The sequence below is a fragment of the uncultured Endozoicomonas sp. genome (assembly GCF_947495845.1).
GTDB lineage: Bacteria > Pseudomonadota > Gammaproteobacteria > Pseudomonadales > Endozoicomonadaceae > Endozoicomonas.
On sequence record NZ_CANMAO010000001.1, the window covers coordinates 234,020 to 254,017 of the forward strand.

Sequence of the window (19,998 nt, forward strand, 5' to 3'; positions counted from 1 at the left end):
ATTAAGGGGTATCCCCGTCGCCTTTCAAGTTGCTACTTTGTTGGCTGCCCTCGCTCACCCCAATCACCTACTACTCGTAGGCTCATGGGGATTCACTCGGTTGCCGCCGCGTAGCAACTTGAAATCCTTTGGGTATGTATGGAGATGCGCACCCCACCTTTCAAGCATTGATGGAGTGCGTATTTTGGTTTTTACAACCTGCTGACACAGCCACGGTTAGCAGCATTAATCAGCGGTGAAGAACTTTTGTGCGGCGGCGGCAATGGCGTCGGAACCTTTGTCTTTTAAAGCCTCTCTGCACTGCCAGGCAAGGGTGGATTGTTTTCTGGCAACCAATGGTGGCAGGTTGAGAGCCTGTTCCTCCAATGCTGGCTGGAAGGTCGGCAAGCTCAGTCGGAGAAAACTTTTCTCGGTCAGAACTACCTGGTCCAAAGCATCCTGGCGGATGTTGTCCTGATAACGAATATAGCCTTCCGACGCCAGCCATAGCAGTGTGTCGAAGCACGCTTTATGGCGGCGATTGGGAATGCCAAACTCATCGGTGCCGGCATTACTGATCAGGTCATCCACATACACTGTGGTCAGCCTTGGAAAAGCGTTGTACAGCTGAACCAGGGTTTTCAAACAATCCTGATAGAACTCGTCAATGTGTATATCAGCCATGGGCGATCCGTCTTCTATTACTGTCTGTATCGGCTGAGGAAACGTTCCAGTCGAGTCATCACATCTTCCAGCTCGTCAACCCGAGGCAGTGAGATGATGCGTAGATGATCCGGGTCTGGACAGTTGAAAGCGGTGCCTTGAACCAGCAGTACTTTCTCTTGCAGCAGAAAGTCCAATACCAGCTTCTGGTCATCGATAATGCCAAAGTGTTTCGGGTCCAGTTTTGGGAACAGGTAGAGTGCCCCTTTGGGTTTTACGCAGCTGACCCCGGGGATTTGTTCCAGCATTTCCCAGGCGCGATGGCTTTGTTCGTAGAAGCGACCACCCGGAACGATTAATTCATTAATACTTTGATAGCCACCCAATGCCGTTTGAATGGCGTGTTGGGAAGGTACGTTGGCGCAAAGGCGCATGGAGGCCAGCATTTCTAAACCTTCCAGATAGCTTTTGGCATGGTCTTTCGGGCCAGAAACTACCAGCCAGCCAGCACGGTAGCCAGCTACGCGGTAAGATTTGGACAGGCCGTTAAAACTGATGCAAAGCACATCCGGAGCAAGAGACGCCATGGCAGTGTGTTCAACGCCGTCGTAAAGAATTTTATCGTAGATTTCGTCGGCAAAGATGATCAGGTCGTGTTCTCTGGCCAGCTGAATAATCTCTTTCAGAATCTCATCTGGATAAACGGCACCGGTTGGGTTGTTTGGGTTAATTACCACAATACCACGGGTTTTTGCGGTGATTTTACTGCGGATATCGTCAATGTCCGGATACCAGTCGGATTGTTCATCTTTGCGATAATGCACGGCGCGGCCGCCGGATAGATTAACGGCAGCTGTCCACAGTGGGTAATCCGGAGACGGAATCAGCATTTCATCGCCATTGTTCAGCAAGGCCTGCATGGTCATTACGACCAGTTCGCTGACACCGTTACCAACGATGATGTCTTCCACGGTAATGGGCGGAAAGTTCTTCTGCTGGCAGTACTGCATGATGGCTTTGCGGGCAGAGAATAAGCCTTTTGAGTCACAGTAGCCTTGGGAGACAGGCAAGTTGCGGATGACATCCTGAGTGATTTCATCCGGTGCATCGAAACCAAACGCCGCAGGGTTGCCCGTGTTTAACTTGATAACACGATGTCCTTCTTCTTCAAGCCGTTTGGCTTCCCGAAGAATAGGGCCGCGGATGTCGTAACAGACATTATCCAGTTTGGTGGATTTCTCTATATCCTTCATTGGTGCTTTTCCGGTGCTGGGTGTGACTCAGCCTTGGATTATGAAGGGATATGGCCTCTGTTGCACTAGCTTAAGATAGAAACTTTATCACCAATATGAATGACGCCCTCACCATCCGGAATTAGATTCTGCCCAAAAATAACGCCCATATCGGTACGGCGATATTTGGACAGAGTCGTCAGTGGCTCAGTACCGTCTCTTTTAGCGGTCTCAGGGTTGATGGTGGTCATAATGCAACGGGAGCAGGGTTTGACTACACGAAAGGTGATATCACCAATTTTCAGGGTATTCCAGTTATCTTCATCAAATGGGGTTTTACCATTAACAACGATGTTTGGGCGGAACCGGTTCATAGTAATTGGCTGTTCAAGGCGCTGATTCAAATCCTGCAATGAGGCTTCATTGGTGAGCAAAAATGGAAAACCATCGGCAAAGCTGGTGTGGTCACCGGGGTTGGAAAATTGTGGGTCAGTAACCCTGATTGCCTCAACAGGTTGATAGACCAGTCGGCAGCGCAAGCCAAGTAAACGGCTGAACCATTCGGCAGGCTGGTCGCCGGCATCCAGTGCGTCACATTTGTCTTTCCAGACCGTTACTGGCTTATGAGCGGCATCTGTCGTCGGAGTTGGAATATGCAGTTTGCCTGCCCCCTGAGCGGATGCCTGCAGTCCATCTGCTTCAACAGAGATATGAATTAATGCCATTTTGTGATGCTGACGCTGAGTCAAAAACCGGCCATTTTCATCCACCAGTAGCCATCGGCGGTCATGCTCAAAGCCTCTGAGAGTGACCTTTGCTGAATTCAGGTTTATTGGTTGAGCCGACTTCACGGGGTAGATGGCCAGCTGGGTAACTTCCATTGATATCCTTTCCGATATTTTGTGTATTTGGATCTGGATGCATAGTATACCCAAAGGATTTCAAGTTGCTACGCGGCGGCAAGTGAGTGAATCCCCGAGAGCCTACAAGTAGTAGGTGATCGGGGTGAGTGAACGCAGCCAACAAAGTAGCAACTTGAAAGGCGATGGGTATACCCGTAAATAGTGTTTTCGATTGTGAAGAGTTGATAATGACGACAAAAAAAACAGAACAGCAATGGCGGGAAGCGCTGACCGATGAGCAATACCGGGTCTGCCGGGAAAAAGGAACGGAGCGCCCGTTTACCGGAGAGTATAATTTTTTTGAAAAAGAGGGCGTCTTCCATTGCGTTTGTTGTCAGCAACCGCTGTTTGATTCCACCGTTAAGTTTGATGCCGGTTGTGGCTGGCCAAGCTTTTATGCAGTGGTCGATAGTGATGCGGTGAAAACGGTAGAAGACAACAGTCTTGGAATGCAGCGTATTGAAGTCATGTGTGCAAACTGCGATGCCCACTTGGGGCATGTGTTTCCCGATGGGCCAGAGCCCACCGGTTTACGATATTGCATTAACTCTGTGGCGATGAGTTTTAAGGATCGGCGTTCATAGCCAGTCTGAGATCACTTTACTTAATGCTTTTTTGTTAAAGGGTTTGGAGAGGTAGTCATCCATACCCGCTTGCTTGCATTGTTCCTGGTGCTCGTTCAGTGCATTGGCCGTCAACGCTACAATCGGAATATCTCGCGTTTCTGAGCGCTCCCGAAGTTGCTGTGTTGCGGTGTATCCATCCATAACGGGCATGTTGCAGTCCATCAGAATAAGATCAAACGTATCGCTGATACAGGCTGAAATACAATCTTCACCGTTATGGGCAAGGGTTACTTCGTGGCCCAGTTGTTCCAGCATGCCTTCTGTTACCAGTCGGTTAATGGCGTTGTCTTCAACCACCAGTATTTTCTTTTTCTGATAAAACAGTTGTTCTGTGGGTTCAAAATTTTGAACGACAGATGTTGTGCTGGTATCGCTGGTTTTAGCAACAATCGCCCCAAGTGTTAATTGGACCGTAAAGGTACTGCCACTGCCTTCTAATGACTTAACCTCAATGGTGCCATTCATCACTTTAATGATTTCTTTCGTTAAGGCAAGGCCCATACCGGAGCCACCGTAATGCTGGTAGATATCATTGTTGGCCTGAGTGAAGGGAGAGAAAATTGCCTGTTGGGCGTCTTTGGATATGCCTATTCCAGTGTCACGCACATGAATGGCAATACGCTCCTTATTATCCTCAAGTGACTCGCTGACCAGTGACAGGCTAATCATGCCAGAGTGCGTGAATTTGATCGCATTGCCAAGCAAGTTATTGACTACCTGAGTGATGCGAATAGGGTCTCCCATCAAGGTTGCAGGCAATGCCGGGTCAACTTGACAGGTGAGTGGAATTCCCTTCATATGGGCTTTTTGACCCATGACCATCACGGACTCTTCAAGCACTTTTTTGAGATTAAACGGCACCTGATCAACAACGGTTTTACCCGATTCCAAGCGAGCCAGGTCCAGCATATTGTTCAATAGCTTCACTAATCTGGCACCGGATTGGTGAGCGAGCTCAAGCCGGGAGTGTTGGTCCGGGCTCAGTTCGTCATTAATGGCCAGCTCCAGCATGCCAAGAATACCGTTGAGTGGTGTCCGGATTTCATGGCTAAGGCTGGAAAGTTGATCGCCGCGAATTCTTGCGGATTGCAACGCCGCTTGTCTTGCATTGTCTAATGCCTTGTTGGCTTTGAACAGGGCGTCGTTATTTTTCTGCAGTTCCTGGGTGCGCTCAGCAATGCGGTTCTCAAGTTCCTGAGTGTGAACACGTAGCTCACTTTCCGCCAGACTCCGGCGGTATAACTGTTGTTTTATATCTTCCTGGAAGTCGTTAAAGCTCTGACTGAGCTGGCCAATTTCATCATGTTGATGACTTCGGGGTATAGACATTGGTTGTCGTGTACTACCTGCGCGGACTCTTTGCACATGCTGGGTCAATCTCTGCAGGGGTTTAGTGAGCATGATGTAGAGCATGAAGTGCAGGGCAAGGGCGAGAAGCAGAGTTCTGGCAATACCAAAGGTTAGAGTCAGTACGGAACGGTCGATGAAAGCCTGGGCAGAGGCTCGGGTGTCAGCAACAATTGTCAGGTTGCCGAGGTCTTCTTCGCGGTCATAAGGGACTGAGAGTCGCTGTTGATATACACGGGTAGTGCCAAATAAATATTCTACCAGTTGGCTGTCGTCTACCTGTTCGACAGTGTCAACCGGGCGGGTTGCATCCCCCAATAGGTATTGTTCAGGTGTAGCGATGGTTGCCTGAAGGATCAACGGCGATTCAGTGAGGCCGCTAACCAGCTCCGATGCCAACTCTTCATCAAGGTTATAGGCGATGCGGGAGGCTGGAGCCATACTGACATCCAGGTAGGCCTGTATCGAGGCATCGATACTGTTGTCCTGAGTAAGATAGTCGTGGGTAACCTCTAGCGATCCAAACACTAGTCCCAGAATAAACGCAACGGTAACCGTGTACCTGACTTGCTTGTACGAAAGTCTGTCTCTGAAATTCATTATTCGGCCGATCCCTGGCTGGGGTCTGTTGATGCTTCGTTGCGGGCTCAGCAGGTGCCCCAGAAAAACGCCACCCACTTTGTCAGGCTTGCTTGGCGTAGAATAACTACGCACTGCACAAGCCTTCCGCGTGGTTGACGTTTTCTGGGGCACTGAGCCTCGCAACGTAGCATCAACAGACCCTAAACATCGAGACGGAATGTCTCATAACAACCTTTATAATCGGTAATCAATTGTAATTACAAGGAAATAGGTCACATCAGAGTACTTGACTCAATGCCTGAGGGTCATTAGTATACGCATCCGCTGCACCAATGCACGAAGGTTTACGTCCCCTTCGTCTAGTGGCCTAGGACACCGCCCTTTCACGGCGGTAACAGGGGTTCGAGTCCCCTAGGGGACGCCATTTCTTTTTTTTCCTCCGATTATTTTTAGCCTTTTATTTTTAGTCTCTTATTTTTAAAAAGTTCTCTCAAGCTGAGTTATCATTTAGTGATATGATTTCCTAAGCGCTTATAGAGAGGACGTTGTGCATCTCTTTTCCCCCATCAAACGAATTCCCGTGCTTTTTCTGACTGTGCTTGCTGGCTGCAGCCAGGTATCAACAAAACCACTTTCTGATTTATCAGCCTGTCATTCCGATGTTGTTGAACTTTTGGTGCAACAGAAAATTCTGGCACCGGAAGGGTTATCAAACAGCGAGAAACCCATAGGTTACAAAGCTGGCTGTGCTGATTTAAACGGCGATGGTCGTCAAGAAATCTTTGTTCTGATGCAAAGCCTATGGTTTTGTGGAACGGGAGGCTGTTCTGCCTTTATTTTTGATAATCAAGGCAACGAGTTGAGCCAGATGAGCGTGACTGATGAGCCTGTTTTACTGTCTGACAACAAAAATAATGGGTGGCGGGCGATCTACGTCTGGAATGATGGCGCTATGCGGAAAATGAACTTTGATGGTGAGAAGTACCCGGGCAACCCATCAATGCAGCCTGTTTATCATAATGAGCTTGAAATCAAAGCGGCTCACGCCAAGGCGATGGCTAGTGAGATTTATCAGCAGGATGGCCACCAGTTAAAACTGGTTAGAGATGTCCCGATCTTTCAGCCAGCACACCTCTATACATTCTCATTTCTGCATTATGGTGATCCGACAGTTGAGTATCTGATGACCGTCAATATGAAAACCAATGAACTGGAATTGACGACTCGTCCTTTGGCTCAAACTCACTAAATTGTGGTAAACCCCTAGAAGTTTGCTGTTTGCATTGTTATAAAGCCTTTTTTACCTAGTTAAGTACCCAACCATATGAAATCATATTTTCTGACTCATTGATCAGCCCCTCTGACTGCGTTGCAACTCTGGTCACATAGCTCGCTATGCTCCCGGCGTTGCGCCTTGCAGAGAACCTGATCAACAAGCCAGAAATATTCGATTCCATATGGCCGGGTACTTACCAAAATAATCAGGGGTAAGCATGAAGCTTTCCGCCTTTGGCGAAAAATTTACCAGTCACTCCGGCATCCTTTCTTTAATGGATGATCTCGGCAACGCACTCGCCGATGGCAAGGATATGATCATGATGGGCGGTGGAAATCCTGCCCACATTCCCGAAGTGGAGGCTGTGTTTCGCCAGCGGTTGCAAAAAATCACTGATAGCCAGACCGAGTTTACCCGGCTGGTGGGTACCTACGACCCACCACAAGGGGAAAAAGATTTTGTTCGTGAAATGGCGAGTTATTTGAACCGGCAGTTTGGTTGGAAGCTCACTGAACGCAACATTGCGCTGACTAATGGCAGCCAGTCCGCCTTTTTTATGATCTTCAATATGTTTGCCGGCAGCTATGGCGATGGCAGTCATAAACGCATTCAGTTACCACTGGCGCCAGAATATATTGGTTATTCCGATGCGGGTCTGAGCCATGATTTCTTTGCGGCGAATAAACCGGATATCGAACATCTGGATCAACATGTTTTCAAATATCGGGTGGATTTTCAGGAGCTGGTAGTAGACGACAGTATAGGTGCCATCTGCGTCTCCAGACCGACGAACCCAACGGGCAACGTACTGACGGATCAGGAAATTGAGCGCCTTGATGGGCTTGCTTTGCAACACGACATTCCGATGATTATCGATGGTGCCTACGGTACACCATTCCCCAAATTGATATTTACCCAAGCCACGCCTGTGTGGAATGAAAATACCATTCTTTGCCTGAGTCTTTCCAAATTGGGTTTACCTGCCGCTCGAACCGGTATTGTGGTTGCGAACGAAGAAGTTATCAGAGCACTGTCGGGTATTAACGCCATTATGAACCTGGCACCGAACAGCACCGGTAGCTTGCTGGCGTTGGATATGATTCGTGATGACAGCATCAACACACTGTGTGAAAACGTGATTCGCCCTTACTATCAGGAAAAAGCTGAGTTTGCGGTGAATATCCTCAAGCAGCGTTTAGGTGATTCGGTGCCTTGGCACGTCCATAAACCGGAAGGTGCCATGTTCCTCTGGCTCTGGTTTGAAGGATTACCGGTCTCCAGTCTTGAGTTGTATGAACGATTGAAAGCGAGAAATGTGCTGGTAGTTTCCGGGCATTACTTCTTCCCGGGGATTGATGATGACTGGCCTCATAAACATGAGTGCCTGCGATTAACGTATACCCGGGATCATGCAGCCGTTGAGAAAGGATTGTCGATCATCGCTGAAGAAGTGCTCAAATTATACGAATGCCAATGAAAGCAGAGTTTTAGGTTGTCAGCTATGAAACTCGTTAAGTGATGGCAGATAGCTACTTTGATACTGTTGTGTATCTGTACTGCCATGAAAGGGAGCGAGACCATGCAAGAATATCATTCCGTTTTGGATTTCTGGTTTGATGAATTAAAACCTGAGCAGTGGTTTAAGAAAGATGCTGAATTGGATCAGCGGATTCTAAGTCAATTTTCAGTGCTGCATGAGCGGGCGATTAAAGGGGAGCTGTCTCATTGGCGAGATAAGCCGGAAGGACGGCTGGCTGAAGTGATTATTCTGGATCAATTTAGCCGTAACATGTTTCGAAATGATGCTAAAGCGTTTGTATATGACAGTCTGTCCCTTGTGTTAGCTCAGGAAGCGGTACGCTCGGGCGCTTTGGATCAGCTCAATGAAGCGCAACAGAATTTTCTGATCATGCCCTATATGCACAGTGAATCTTCGGTTATCCATGAAGAGGCGATGAAGCTAAGGGAGCAATATGGACTAGAACTTCGCTGGCAGCAGGCGCATAAAGACATCATTGATCGTTTTGGGCGCTACCCTCATCGCAATAAAATACTGGGTCGTGAATCCATGACAGAAGAGGTTGAGTTTCTTAAACAGCCGGGGTCGTCTTTTTAATCGGTTCTTCCTTTTTTTAAGTGGCTGTGTTTCTGTCGATATTCGCCGGGTGTTAAATCTGTCCAGCTTTTGAACTTCCGGTGAAAGGAACGAACTTCGCTGAACCCCAGTTTTTCAGCTATTTCACCAGACGGCAGCTCTGTGGAAGCCAGCCATTCAATGGCGGTTTCCTGCCGGAGATCATCTAACAATTGCTGATAGCCAGCCCCTGCTTCCTGCAGTCTTCTTTGCAGAGTGCGTTCCGTTATGTTCAGCTTTTCTGCGACTTTTTCTCTTCTGGGAATCCCATCCTCCATCAGGGAACGAAGCAGTTCACGGGTTTGGACGACAATCGGCTTGTCTTGCTGCAGTTCGGCAACAAAGGTGCTGGCTTGCTGCTCCAGCGTGTTTAGCAAAATGGGGTCAGGCTGCCGTAAAGGAATATCCAGCACATCTTCAGAAAATAGTAAGGCGTTTTTCCCGGCATTAAATGTCAGGTTGTCTCCGAAAATTTCTCGATAGGTCTGAATCAATCGGTCATCGGGTTGCGGGTATTCAAAAAGAACGCTCTCCGGCTTTTTATCCGGTAAATCGGTTAGCCACTGGGAAAAAATCAACCATGAACCCATGACGTTATCAATCATATGGGGTCGTACGACAGGATCATCGTACTGACAAATCCAGCGCATAATCATCAAGCCATCTTTCTGCTGAATATCAGTAATGCCCATGTCCCCAACGATGGCTTCGTACTCAGGGGCAAGTTTGAGAATTTCCCCAACGGAATGGGCATTCATTGCCATATAACCAAGTAGGTTATAAGACCCCGGCTGAACATAACGGGCACTTTTCAAGCCAAACAGAGGATCACCGGTCTCTTTGACCAGCCAGTGAATTAACGTTTGAAATGCGCGCCCCTGCACTCGGGTAACTGAGTTATCCAAAATACCAACAGGAATACTGGCAGCCAGTAGAGCGGATTCCGCTTGGATGTCATAGTCTTGTGCAGTACGAAGATACTGGCGAATGGCATTGGCTGAAACAGTGCCCAAGGTACTTGAACTGGTCATTTGTTGTTCATAGTCTGGCTGAATTTGCTACTTCATCTGTCCCGTTCGGTCAGTGAGTTTTTTCACTGTGTCTTTATAGTTTGCCAGAAATAGATAAAACAAGCTTGAACAAAAAATCAGAATAAGAAGGTGAAAAAGCATGGGCCGACGTTGGAATGGCTGGGGTGATGAGAGCTATGTCAAAGAAGTATCCGAACATGGTCGTCGTTTAATTCACTCAATTATAGGTAAGCCAAAACCATTACCCAGTGTTTCTCTTGAAGAGGTCGTCGCTAAGGTGCCGGCATCTCGTTTACCAGATCATGCCTTGATCTCGAAAGATCAGGAGGAGCGTGTTCGTCATGCCCGCGGACAGAGCTTCCCTGACTGGCTTGCCATGCACAATGGCGAATATGATATATTTCCGGATGGTGTCGCCTATCCGGAAAGCAGTTCGCAGGTTCGAGAGTTATTAGATCTAGCGGTTGAGCATGATTTTGAAGTGATTCCCTACGGCGGCGGAACGTCAGTTGCAGGCCATATTACACCGCAGAAAAGTCAGCGTGCCATTCTCACCATCGATATGGGCAGAATGAACCAGCTGTTGGATTTGAACGAAGAAAGTCAGGTCGCAACGTTTGGTGCGGGTACACCGGGGCCTCTGGTTGAATCTCAACTGAGAGTTCGTGGTTATACTCTTGGCCACTATCCACAATCCTGGGAGCTTTCAACCGTGGGTGGTTGGGTTGCCTCACGATCCTCCGGACAGCAGTCACTGGGTTTTGGCCGTATTGAGCAAATGTTTGCCGGTGGTCGTATGGAAACGCTCCATGGAACTTTGGATATCCCAAGCATTCCAGCCTCCTCCGCAGGACCTGATATCCGGGAAATGACCATGGGTACCGAAGGTCGGCTTGGAATTTTCACCGAAGTGCAAGTGCGGGTGACGCGTCTGGCAGAAGAAGAAAAGTTCTTCGTCGTCTTTATGCCGAACTGGAATTCAGCAAAGAAGGCGGTTCGTGAGCTGGTTCAGAATAACGTGCCCATGTCCATGATGCGGGTAAGTAATGCGAAAGAATCGAAAGCGCATATCCACCTTGGCACGAAAGAATCACAGTTTAAGCTGATGGATCGTTATCTGCGGTTCCGTGGGTTAGGCGATGATCGTTGTATGCTGACATTTGGCGTAACCGGTTCAAAGGCTCAAAATAAAACCTCCCTGAAACAGATTCGTAAAACCTTAAAAGGGCATGGTGGCATTGGTGGCCCGATTGCTCAGGTAATGGGCAAAATCTGGGCAGAAGGGCGCTTTAAGTTTCCATACCTTCGTGAAACCACATGGCAGGAAGGCATTGCCATTGACACCCTGGAAACATCTACCGATTGGGAAAATGTCGACACCGTTCTTCAGGGCATAGAAGTCAGCCTGGAAAATGCCCTGAAGGATGACAACGAAAACGTGATGGTATTTACCCATCTCTCTCATATGTATTCACAGGGTTGTAGCATTTATACGACATACTTTTTCCGCTGTGCCGACAGTTATGAGGCAACTTTGCAACGCTGGCAGAAAATGAAGTTATCTGCATCGGAAGTGATCGCCCGTAGTCGTGCAACGATTTCCCATCAGCATGGTGTAGGTAAGGATCATGCACCTTATCTGGAAGCAGAGAAAGGCAAGCTGGGAATGCGGCTAATCCGCACAATGACGGAAGACTTTGATAGCGATGGTCGCCTGAATCCGGGGACATTGCTGGTTCAGACAACCGAGCAGGGATAAACCTATGTGGCAAGAGAACTGGCAGTCAGGACAACGGGAAGAACAGTTAAGTCGTCTGGAAAATGAATCAGAAGGCTGGGATGTCATCATTGCCGGCGGTGGCATTACCGGTGCTGGTATTGCCCGGGAAGCCGCCCGACAAGGACTGAAAACCCTGTTGTTAGAGCGTCAGGATTTTGCCTGGGGAACCTCTAGCCGATCCTCAAAAATGGTGCATGGTGGGTTGAGGTATATTGCCGCAGGTGATATCAAAACAACCCTTCACTCCGTACACGAGCGTGAACGTTTAATGCGAGAGGCACCGGGATTGGTGGAGAAGATGTCATTTATGATGTCGCACTACAAAAAATCATTTCCCAGTCCATTTATCTTTAACTCGTTATTGACAATCTATGATTTTTTCGCAGGCCGGCGTTACCGTAAATACCACTCTCTGAAAGAGACCAGGTTAGTATGCCCCTATATCAACGAAGAAAATCTGCTTGGGGGAACCCAGTTTGCTGATGCCGTGACCGATGATTCCAGACTGGTGATGCGCGTGCTGCGAGAAGCTCAGAAAGACGGTGCCGCAATTTTCAACTACGTGGGTGTGAAGCAGCTTCTTAAAAAAGACGGGAATGTGTCCGGTGTGGTTATCGAAGATAGAATCACTGGGAAATGCTGCGAATTGAAAGCTGCAGTGGTCATCAATGCAACCGGCGTTTGGGCTGACGAGCTGCGCAGTGAAATGGTTGATGAGAAAAAGATACGCCCCGCCCGTGGCAGTCATATTATTGTGCCTTTCTGGCGTTTACCGGTTTCACAATCGTTGACGACTCATCATCCAGAAGATGGGCGCCCCATTTTTATCTATCCCTGGGAGGGTAGAATCGTCATCGGCACAACGGATCTTGATGAGAAGTCTATTGAGAACGTCGAAGCGAGTATGACCCGTGCAGAAATGGAATATCTGATTAACGTCGTACAGTATCAGTTCCCATCCGCAAAACTGAAAGAGCGTGATATCCTCTCATCTTGGGCGGGTGTAAGACCATTGATCGCTTCTGGTGCATTGAATCCTTCAAAGGAAAAACGAAATCACAGCGTTTGGGACGATAAAGGTTTGGTGTCCGTCAGTGGTGGTAAGTTAACAACGTTCCGTCTGATTGCGCTGGATGTGTTATCCGTAGCCAGTAAATATTTGCCAAGCTATGAAACCAAGCCTCACGCGAAGACGATTTTTTCGCAATATTTGCCGAAGGCATCACTGTTTTCAGAGTTACCTTCCTATTTGAAAAACAGGCTTTGTGGTTTTTATGGCAAAGATGCAGAATCTCTGGTGTCGAATGCGGAAAGCTCTGAGCTTGAACTGATTCCCGGGACGCGCTCAACCTGGGCCGAATTTCGCTGGGCAGCGGCCAATGAAGCCATTATACACCTTGATGATCTGCTGCTTCGCCGAACCCGCCTTGGTTTATTGCTGGCAAAGGGCGGTATGATCTACGAAGATAAAATACACAAAATCTGTCGTGAAACTCTAGGTTGGACAGAGCAAAAGTGGGCTGAAGAAAAAGCCCGATATCAACAAATATGGGAACGGCATTATAGTGTCCCAGCCTGAATAAGAATAATAAGAATCAGGAAATAGGAAGTTGGATGTGAAGCAGTCACCGTATTTTTTAGCCATTGATAATGGTACCCAAAGTGTCCGTGTTCTGGTGTTTGATAATCAGGGCAATGAAGTTGCAAAGAGCAAAATAGAGCTGGATGCCTATATCTCAGAACATCCAGGCTGGGCTGAGCAGGATCCGGAATATTATTGGCAGTCCATGGGTAAAGCCTTTGATGGGCTGTGGGCATTGGGAACTGTTCGACCAGAAGATATCCGAGGTGTATCTCTGACGACTCAGCGCTACACCATGATCAATCTTGATGAAAACAAAAAGCCGTTACGCCCGGCTATTGTCTGGATGGATCAGCGAAAAGCTGAACCGGAGAAACCGGTCGGTGGGCTTATAGGTGTTGGTATCAAGCTGCTGGGGTTGAGCAATCTTATAAACGACTTACGTTCAAAATCGCGATGCAACTGGGTTGCTCAAAATGAGCCGGAAGTGTGGTGCCGTACGAAACACTATGTGAATCTGTCTTCATATTTAACGTATCAGCTGACTGGTGAGTTAAAAGATTCCACTGGCTCTACCATGGGGTATCTACCCTATGATTATAAGCGACAATGCTGGGCTAAAAAGTCGGATTTAAAATGGAAGTTATTATCCTGTACCCGGGATATGATGCCAGAGCTGATAAAAACCGGAGAGTTGCTTGGTCATATTTCAGCTGAAGCGTCCAAAATAACAGGGCTCCCTGTTGGTTTACCAATGATTGCAGCAGCTTCAGATAAAGCCTGTGAAGTGCTCGGTGCTGGTGGTTCTGATCCTCATATTGGTTGTTTAAGTTACGGCACTACGGCCACGATCAATACGACGACCTCAAAGTACATTGAAACCATTCCGTTTATTCCTCCTTACACGGCAGCCATTCCCGGTTTCTATAACACCGAGATGATGGTGTACCGTGGTTTCTGGATGGTGAGCTGGTTTAAGACGGAGTTTGCTCATTATGAGCAGCGCAAGGCAAAAGAACTTGGGCTGGAGACTGAGCAGCTGTTTGATGATCTGTTAAATCAGGTGCCTGCTGGTTCCATGGGACTGATGATGCAGCCTTATTGGTCGCCGGGTGTCCGACAACCAGGCCCTGAAGGAAAGGGTGCATTGATTGGTTTTGGGGATGTGCATAAGCGTGCGCATATTTACCGGGCGATTTTAGAAGGGCTCGCTTACGAGCTTAGATTGGGCAAAGAACAAATAGAAAAACGCAGTCGTGTACCCATCACACGGTTGAGGGTTTCCGGTGGTGGTTCGCAAAGCGATGCGGCTATGCAGCTGACGGCGGATATTTTTGGTATTGCTGCTGAGCGCCCCCATACCTATGAAGCCTCAGGGCTTGGTGCGGCTATCAATTGTGCCGTAGGGCTTGGGGAGTATCCGGATTATCAGACAGCCATCCAGAATATGACCCGTAAAGGCGATGTGTTCGAGCCGAACTACCCGACGGTGCAGCTCTATGATCGTTTGTATAAAGAAGTGTATTTACAAATGTATAAGCGGATGAAGCCGCTGTATCAATCCATTCGGGAAATCACCGGATACCCTAAATAGAGAATCAGGCTTTGGTGGGCAGAATGAGTTTTATTCTGGCGCCACCAAGGCTGGAGTCTTCTATGATGATGTGCCCCTGATAGCCTTCAACCAGATCTTTTACAACGGCCAGTCCGATGCCTTGGCCGGGTTTCTCACAATCAGCCCGTATGCCTCGATGGAATACCTGTTCTCTGTCCTCTTGGTCGATACCTGAACCATCATCATCAATCAAGAGCGTCAGTCGTGCTGGTTGATTGTGTTGTTTTGATTCAACATAGCCTGTTAGGGAAACCGTGTTGTTACAGAACTTAAAAGCATTGGTCAGCAGGTTGCCCAGCATTTCCAGAAGATCATCTTCATCACCATGGAAAATACAGGATGGATCTAAGGCAGTAATAAAGTTGATCTGTTTTCCACTGTATACTTTTTCCAGCGTGGTCTTGAGTTCATTTACTACCGGTTCTACCTGAACGGACTGGCGAAGCAGGCCATGATGCCCCGTCACGGATCGGTGCAGATGATAGCCAATAATCTGGTTCATACGTTGTACCTGACTATTAATGTTCTTACACAGGTTCACGATTTCAGCTTCATTCGGTGCCTTGCTTTGAATTTTCAAACTGCTGCTGAAGCTTTGTAAAACCGCTAGTGGTGTTTTCAGGCTATGGGCAAGATCATCCATGGTCGTGCGATATTTTTGTCGCTGCTGCTGTTCTGAGATGATTAGGGTATTAATACTGTCCGTTAGCCGCTTTACCTCGGATGGAAATGAGCCTTCAATAGAATCACGGTGACCAGATTCAATCTCGCTGATCTGTTCTTCGACTTCCCGAAACGGCTTAAGGCTCCACCAAAGCACCATCCAGCACACGGCAACGACCAGTAATACCGCAATAGATACCCACATTCGTAAATGATTTGTGAATATTTCCACAATAGATAGATATTTATTGGCGGGCACCAGGGTGACAAAGCAGTAACCCGAAGAGCTACTGCCCAGTAAGGTGTCTACCTCGTAGACCAGATAAGTCTTACCATCCATTTCTATTGTTGTGAGTTCGACCCTATGGTCAAGATCAAAGACAGGCTGGTAATCGATGGGCTTGCCATTGCTGGAAATAGACTGCCAAAGCAGTTTACCGTTAGCACTGAAGATATAACCTCTCAGTAAGTCACTATTGGGTTTATCAAAACGTTTAACGCCAGTACGCTCTGGCATCAATAATTGACCATCCACTTCTTTCGCCGCCGCTGCCATTAACGCATTGGCGTTGGAGGCCATCTGCTCGCGAGTGGCTTGATCAATGGTTTCATCAAAAGATTCCAGAACGGAAAGCAGAATCAATGAAAAAGAGAACCCCAGCAAGATAGACAGCGCTATGATGGCTCGACTTTTCAAAGAGCCGGTGAGTCTTTTCATGGTAAATCAAACCGGTAGCCTTTGCTTCTCACCGTCACTATTGGGTTAAAGCCAGCGTGTTCATTGATTTTTTTGCGCAGTCGGTTAATTAGCACTTCCAGCACATTACTCTCAGGGCTATGGTCTGCGCCGTACAGTTGATTTTGCAGAGCGGCTCTGGAAAGCACCTTATTTTGATTACGCAGAAAGAGCTCGAAACAGGTAAATTCGTAACTGGTAAGAGCAACGGGTTCTTCATTAATAAAGAATTGTTTGGACAGTGTATCTAGCTTGAAAGGTCCCGCCTCCATTGCCGGTTTGGAGAAACCTGCACTTCGTCGTATGAGTGCATTAATCCGAGCCTTCAACTCTTCGAGTTCAAAGGGCTTTACCAGATAGTCATCCGCGCCGGCATTCAGACTGGTGACTTTATCTCGCCAGTTATCCCTTGCGGTGAGTACCAGAATCGGTGTCGTTAACCCTTCCTTTCGAGCTTTTTCAATCATCTGGACGCCATCAAGGCCAGGAAGCCCCAGGTCAACAATGGCGATATCCGGTTTAAATCCCCGGAGGAAGTGAAGGCCGGTTTCACCACTGTCGGCTTCGAAGGTATTGTAGCCTTCCTCTTTCAACTGATAGCCCAGATGATGGCGCAGCAGCGCCTCATCTTCCACCACAAGTACATTCATGGATTCGGCTCCTTAAAGGTAGGGCAGCTCTTTACACTGGTAATACGTCGCTCGTAGTTTGTCTCCATAGTTTAGATCGATGATACCGAATAGCATTTTTTTGGGTGGAATATAGAAGTGAACGTAGTTGGCGGATTTGTTCTCTGCAAGTGCCAGCATTTTTTCAGAGTTTGCGTAAGCATTCATCATCATGCCAGTGTCGGTATAACGTTCGATCAAGCTTTGCTCAAGCTCTTCGTTATGAACCATCACACATTCTGATTCGGGCTTGGGAGGAAATTGACCAATGGCGACCTGATCACCACTTTCTGTGTATCTCAGAGTTGTGGTTAGCGTAGTGCAACCGGCAAGCAGGAAGATGACGGCAAAGAGAGTAAGTATGTGTTTTAGACTGAGATTGATCATAATAGACGACGGAGTTTGATTTCGGTAGGTAGATATTAGGGATTATAGTTGCTGTGCTTTTATTCGATGGTTAAATCAATTTGTTGGTATATGTTGAGCAGTGGATAGGTGTTTGAATAAAGCCAGCCCCAGCCCGAACAAGGTTCGGGTTTGCATCCGGAGGCTGGCAATCTCCCGTCCGGGGTTGGGAGATTTTTTGACAGCGTTGTCTTAACTCAAATTAGAAGTGGTAGCTGACAGTCATGTAAGGCATTTTCTGGGATTTCTGTTTGAAAGTTGACTTGATGCTATCGCCGTCGTCTCCAGGAAAGCTGATGCTTGCTTTGTTATTTGTACGAGCATATCTATATCCAAGTTCCGCAGAGAAGTTGTCAGTAAATTCTTGGATTACACCAAATTGAACGCCGTAAATATAACCGGTGTCTTTCTTGGATTTTGACATTGATCCACTTTCATCGGGATTACCGTGATCAATGTGTGTGAATGTCGATTTTACTTCCATTTTGTTGAGGCCTAGAGTACCACCAGCAAAATATTTTGTATTTTTCATGCTAAAGAGATTGTCGACATAATCCATAGACAGGCTTAATTCGGTGTTTTTGATTTTTCCACCTTTTAGTGTGTCTGTAGTCTTCTTGTCTTCATCAGTAAAAAGCGTTTTCTCTCCACCTGCGCTGTTTCTTGCAGCGTTAATATATACGCGAATATTATCATTCACGAACTTACCGGCTCTCAGTCCAAAATAGTTATCACTGGATGATACTCCAGGAGTTTTAAGGCTTTCGCTAGTACCATCTTTTTCAACCGCAGTCATTTTTGTGTCGGATTTTATCTTAGCTTTACCAACAGTCCCACCAACAAACCAATCATCAGCCATTACACCGGAGGAAGCCATTAATACAGAAGAAGCAATCAGTGCAGAAGCAATAGGTTTTAACATATGAATTACCCAAGTTGTTCAAGCAGAAAGTCATCGATGTGAATTTATCTGCCATCATTGTGTTAAGTGTTGTCTGGTGGTTAATTAACATTCCTGTCAATAAACGCTGCAATCCAATACTGCTTTAATTAAGAAAAGCTTTTTTGCAAACACCATGTACCGTTTTGGTGAGGCCATTATGCACAGCCAACCTTAATGGTTTATTAATAAAAAATGGGTTGTGGATAAAATGGGGGGTATTGACTAGGGCTGCACGTGGTTCTGCGTAGGTTTGTTGATTTTAGCTTTGTTTTCATCCTCTGGCGTTGTCGCTAAACCCTCTAGCTTTGGCTCCCATGCTTTGCGTGGGAGCCGGAAATTCTGATGTTTAGGGTATGCATTCCCACGGAGAACCGAGGATGTCGCAAAAGGTATATTGATAAGGATAAAACACTTAGTCGTCATCTCCGCGCAGGCGGAGATCCACTGTTCGTGGTGGGTTCCCGCCTACGCGGGAAAGACGATATTAGAATATTTAGCCCTTTTCACCCTTTCGCGACAACCTCAGGACCGTGGGAACGAGGTTGGGTTAAGCTTTGACTATTTAAACGCGCTGCTGAAGCCAGGCCATTAAATCATCAAATACTTCCTGCTTATTGGTTTCGTTAAACAACTCATGTCTAGCATCTTTGTAGAGCTTTAACTGTGATTCTTGGTGACCAGAATCCAGCCAGGCTTTATGCAATTGCTTTAAACCGTTTGGAGCGCTGACCGGGTCTTTATCGCCACCAATAATCAGCACAGGAAGGTTCTTATCAATTTTCTCAAGCGTGGTTGTAGAGCATATTTCATAAAGCCCATCAAAAACATCGCTCCAAAGTTGATTTGAACAACGGAAGCCACACAGAGGGTCATCAACGTATTGCTGAACGGATTCAGGATTTCTGCTCAACCAATCAAACTCAGTTTTATTTGGTTTAAACTGTCGGTTAAAACCAGCAAACGTCAGTTGATTAATAATGGCGCTGTGTCCAACACCTCCCTGACGCCAAACCTCAAATTTTGCAACCAGTCTTGCCAGCATTAACAGTGGCGTAGGAACAAAGTTTGAGCCAGAAAGAATTACACCCTGAACCTTCGGGTTATAACGATTGAGGTAGCCCTGCAGAATATAACTGCCCATGCTGTGACCCAATAAAAACAGAGGCTGACCGGGATAATGTTCCTCGATATATTCCACCATCTGTTTTGTATCGAGAATGACATGTTTCCAACCATTTGCACCAAACTCACCGGCGGTGGCATGGTTGTTTTCAATAGCAGCGCCATGACCTCGATGATCATGGGCCAGCACGTTAAAACCAATGGCATTTAGCTGTTTGGCCAGCTTATCATAGCGGGCGCTGTGTTCACCCATGCCGTGGCTGATATGAATAACGCCCTTTGATGACTGGTCCGTCTTCCAGCAGTAAACAGGAATGGTGTGTTCATTGTTCGTCGATGGCAGTAAAAACTCAGGTTTCGGGTATGACATATTCTTCTCGTTATCAGGCATCCGGAAATTCAGAGAGTAAAGGCGTTATATACCAATTCTGCTTTTCAATTATGGGCTGTGCAGCCATTTTGAGCGACTGGATCTGCGTTGAAGCTCCTCACCATAGCTATGCCTCGTCACTTCGCCTTGCCCAGTCCCTCAAAATAACTTGCTCACTCCAAAATTTAAAAGCGCCATTGGTATTATTTTCCACTAGTCGTCTACCAGCAAAGCCAGAAAACTGGTAATCTCAGCCTCATTTTTTCACCTAGTGAACACCACTGTTATAAACGACAGGTCAAACAATTTGCGAGCTAGTTTAATACCTTTACAGCTTCATCA

The 19,998-nt window shown here is 47.1% G+C and carries 17 protein-coding genes and 1 tRNA gene; 8 read left to right on the top strand and 10 right to left on the bottom strand.

All coding sequences use genetic code 11. The annotated features are described in order from the left end of the window. Nucleotides 1-225 precede the first annotated feature (225 nt). The 3 genes from Q1B11_RS00990 to Q1B11_RS01000 form a co-directional block, all read right to left on the bottom strand. Nucleotides 226-663: a hypothetical protein gene (locus tag Q1B11_RS00990; protein ID WP_299725987.1), complete on the bottom strand. Its 438-nt coding sequence runs from the start codon at nt 661-663 to the stop codon at nt 226-228. Between the two features lie 17 nt (nt 664-680). Beyond that, nucleotides 681-1,895 (bottom strand): pyridoxal phosphate-dependent aminotransferase, encoded by a 1,215-nt coding sequence (locus Q1B11_RS00995; RefSeq protein ID WP_299725990.1) that lies wholly within the window; start codon nt 1,893-1,895, stop codon nt 681-683. Between the two features lie 65 nt (nt 1,896-1,960). Continuing rightward, on the bottom strand, nt 1,961-2,755 hold the full coding sequence (locus tag Q1B11_RS01000) for an MOSC domain-containing protein (RefSeq protein WP_299725993.1): 795 nt from the start codon (nt 2,753-2,755) through the stop codon (nt 1,961-1,963). Between the two features lie 209 nt (nt 2,756-2,964). Here Q1B11_RS01000 and msrB point away from each other — a divergent pair, with 209 nt between their 5' ends. After that, on the top strand, nt 2,965-3,360 hold the full coding sequence (gene msrB, locus Q1B11_RS01005) for a peptide-methionine (R)-S-oxide reductase MsrB (protein WP_299725996.1): 396 nt from the start codon (nt 2,965-2,967) through the stop codon (nt 3,358-3,360). On the opposite strand, the gene Q1B11_RS01010 is transcribed toward msrB, so the two are convergent. Further along, the gene (locus Q1B11_RS01010) at nt 3,355-5,349 is read right to left on the bottom strand and encodes a response regulator (RefSeq protein ID WP_299725999.1); all 1,995 of its coding nucleotides are present in this window, start codon (nt 5,347-5,349) and stop codon (nt 3,355-3,357) included. The two genes, msrB and Q1B11_RS01010, sit on opposite strands and share 6 nt — an antisense overlap. Before the next feature lie 330 nt (nt 5,350-5,679). On the opposite strand from Q1B11_RS01010, the gene Q1B11_RS01015 reads away from it, so the two are divergent. The 4 genes from Q1B11_RS01015 (at nt 5,680) to Q1B11_RS01030 (ending at nt 8,723) form a co-directional block, all read left to right on the top strand. Beyond that, nucleotides 5,680-5,755 (top strand) — tRNA-Glu (locus Q1B11_RS01015). A gap of 123 nt (nt 5,756-5,878) precedes the next feature. Beyond that, the gene (locus tag Q1B11_RS01020) at nt 5,879-6,580 is read left to right on the top strand and encodes a hypothetical protein (RefSeq protein WP_299726002.1); all 702 of its coding nucleotides are present in this window, start codon (nt 5,879-5,881) and stop codon (nt 6,578-6,580) included. Nucleotides 6,581-6,824: 244 nt separating this feature from the next. After that, the gene (locus Q1B11_RS01025) at nt 6,825-8,084 is read left to right on the top strand and encodes a valine--pyruvate transaminase (RefSeq protein ID WP_299726005.1); all 1,260 of its coding nucleotides are present in this window, start codon (nt 6,825-6,827) and stop codon (nt 8,082-8,084) included. A gap of 102 nt (nt 8,085-8,186) precedes the next feature. Beyond that, nucleotides 8,187-8,723 carry a DUF924 family protein gene (locus Q1B11_RS01030; RefSeq protein ID WP_299726008.1) on the top strand — a complete coding sequence of 179 codons (537 nt, stop codon included), beginning with the start codon at nt 8,187-8,189 and terminating at the stop codon, nt 8,721-8,723. Here the strand turns inward: Q1B11_RS01030 and Q1B11_RS01035 are convergent. Beyond that, a complete protein-coding gene (locus Q1B11_RS01035; RefSeq protein ID WP_299726011.1) occupies nt 8,720-9,772 on the bottom strand; it encodes an AraC family transcriptional regulator in 1,053 nt (350 codons plus the stop codon). The genes Q1B11_RS01030 and Q1B11_RS01035 overlap by 4 nt on opposite strands. A gap of 139 nt (nt 9,773-9,911) precedes the next feature. Here Q1B11_RS01035 and Q1B11_RS01040 point away from each other — a divergent pair, with 139 nt between their 5' ends. The 3 genes from Q1B11_RS01040 to Q1B11_RS01050 are packed head-to-tail and all read left to right on the top strand — an operon-like array spanning nt 9,912 to nt 14,728. After that, on the top strand, nt 9,912-11,531 hold the full coding sequence (locus Q1B11_RS01040) for an FAD-binding oxidoreductase (RefSeq protein ID WP_299726014.1): 1,620 nt from the start codon (nt 9,912-9,914) through the stop codon (nt 11,529-11,531). 4 nt (nt 11,532-11,535) lie between these two features. Then, nucleotides 11,536-13,131: a glycerol-3-phosphate dehydrogenase/oxidase gene (locus Q1B11_RS01045; RefSeq protein ID WP_299726017.1), complete on the top strand. Its 1,596-nt coding sequence runs from the start codon at nt 11,536-11,538 to the stop codon at nt 13,129-13,131. 37 nt (nt 13,132-13,168) lie between these two features. Further along, the gene (locus Q1B11_RS01050) at nt 13,169-14,728 is read left to right on the top strand and encodes an FGGY-family carbohydrate kinase (RefSeq protein WP_299726020.1); all 1,560 of its coding nucleotides are present in this window, start codon (nt 13,169-13,171) and stop codon (nt 14,726-14,728) included. 4 nt (nt 14,729-14,732) lie between these two features. Here Q1B11_RS01050 and Q1B11_RS01055 read toward each other — a convergent pair whose 3' ends face one another. The 5 genes from Q1B11_RS01055 to Q1B11_RS01075 all read right to left on the bottom strand — a co-directional run bounded on the left by Q1B11_RS01055 (nt 14,733) and on the right by Q1B11_RS01075 (nt 19,656). Further along, nucleotides 14,733-16,130 (bottom strand): ATP-binding protein, encoded by a 1,398-nt coding sequence (locus Q1B11_RS01055; protein ID WP_299726023.1) that lies wholly within the window; start codon nt 16,128-16,130, stop codon nt 14,733-14,735. Beyond that, nucleotides 16,127-16,798: a response regulator gene (locus Q1B11_RS01060; protein ID WP_067519278.1), complete on the bottom strand. Its 672-nt coding sequence runs from the start codon at nt 16,796-16,798 to the stop codon at nt 16,127-16,129. Before Q1B11_RS01060 ends, Q1B11_RS01055 begins: the two co-directional genes overlap by 4 nt. Before the next feature lie 12 nt (nt 16,799-16,810). After that, on the bottom strand, nt 16,811-17,203 hold the full coding sequence (locus tag Q1B11_RS01065; protein WP_299726030.1) for a hypothetical protein: 393 nt from the start codon (nt 17,201-17,203) through the stop codon (nt 16,811-16,813). Nucleotides 17,204-17,423: 220 nt separating this feature from the next. Further along, nucleotides 17,424-18,143 carry an outer membrane beta-barrel protein gene (locus tag Q1B11_RS01070; RefSeq protein ID WP_299726033.1) on the bottom strand — a complete coding sequence of 240 codons (720 nt, stop codon included), beginning with the start codon at nt 18,141-18,143 and terminating at the stop codon, nt 17,424-17,426. Nucleotides 18,144-18,726: 583 nt separating this feature from the next. Next, on the bottom strand, nt 18,727-19,656 hold the full coding sequence (locus tag Q1B11_RS01075) for an alpha/beta hydrolase (protein WP_299726036.1): 930 nt from the start codon (nt 19,654-19,656) through the stop codon (nt 18,727-18,729). Nucleotides 19,657-19,998 lie beyond the last annotated feature (342 nt).

What these genes read in the sequence shown, in the direction of transcription:
- Q1B11_RS01070 (WP_299726033.1), bottom strand. Translation starts at nt 18,143, where the DNA reads ATGTTAAAACCTATTGCTTCTGCACTGATTGCTTCTTCTGTATTAATG.
- Q1B11_RS01040 (WP_299726014.1), top strand. Translation starts at nt 9,912, where the DNA reads ATGGGCCGACGTTGGAATGGCTGGGGTGATGAGAGCTATGTCAAAGAA.
- Q1B11_RS01035 (WP_299726011.1), bottom strand. Translation starts at nt 9,772, where the DNA reads ATGACCAGTTCAAGTACCTTGGGCACTGTTTCAGCCAATGCCATTCGC.
- Q1B11_RS01045 (WP_299726017.1), top strand. Translation starts at nt 11,536, where the DNA reads ATGTGGCAAGAGAACTGGCAGTCAGGACAACGGGAAGAACAGTTAAGT.
- Q1B11_RS01065 (WP_299726030.1), bottom strand. Translation starts at nt 17,203, where the DNA reads ATGATCAATCTCAGTCTAAAACACATACTTACTCTCTTTGCCGTCATC.
- Q1B11_RS01025 (WP_299726005.1), top strand. Translation starts at nt 6,825, where the DNA reads ATGAAGCTTTCCGCCTTTGGCGAAAAATTTACCAGTCACTCCGGCATC.
- Q1B11_RS01055 (WP_299726023.1), bottom strand. Translation starts at nt 16,130, where the DNA reads ATGAAAAGACTCACCGGCTCTTTGAAAAGTCGAGCCATCATAGCGCTG.
- msrB (WP_299725996.1), top strand. Translation starts at nt 2,965, where the DNA reads ATGACGACAAAAAAAACAGAACAGCAATGGCGGGAAGCGCTGACCGAT.
- Q1B11_RS01060 (WP_067519278.1), bottom strand. Translation starts at nt 16,798, where the DNA reads ATGAATGTACTTGTGGTGGAAGATGAGGCGCTGCTGCGCCATCATCTG.
- Q1B11_RS01030 (WP_299726008.1), top strand. Translation starts at nt 8,187, where the DNA reads ATGCAAGAATATCATTCCGTTTTGGATTTCTGGTTTGATGAATTAAAA.
- Q1B11_RS01010 (WP_299725999.1), bottom strand. Translation starts at nt 5,349, where the DNA reads ATGAATTTCAGAGACAGACTTTCGTACAAGCAAGTCAGGTACACGGTT.
- Q1B11_RS00995 (WP_299725990.1), bottom strand. Translation starts at nt 1,895, where the DNA reads ATGAAGGATATAGAGAAATCCACCAAACTGGATAATGTCTGTTACGAC.
- Q1B11_RS00990 (WP_299725987.1), bottom strand. Translation starts at nt 663, where the DNA reads ATGGCTGATATACACATTGACGAGTTCTATCAGGATTGTTTGAAAACC.
- Q1B11_RS01000 (WP_299725993.1), bottom strand. Translation starts at nt 2,755, where the DNA reads ATGGAAGTTACCCAGCTGGCCATCTACCCCGTGAAGTCGGCTCAACCA.
- Q1B11_RS01075 (WP_299726036.1), bottom strand. Translation starts at nt 19,656, where the DNA reads ATGTCATACCCGAAACCTGAGTTTTTACTGCCATCGACGAACAATGAA.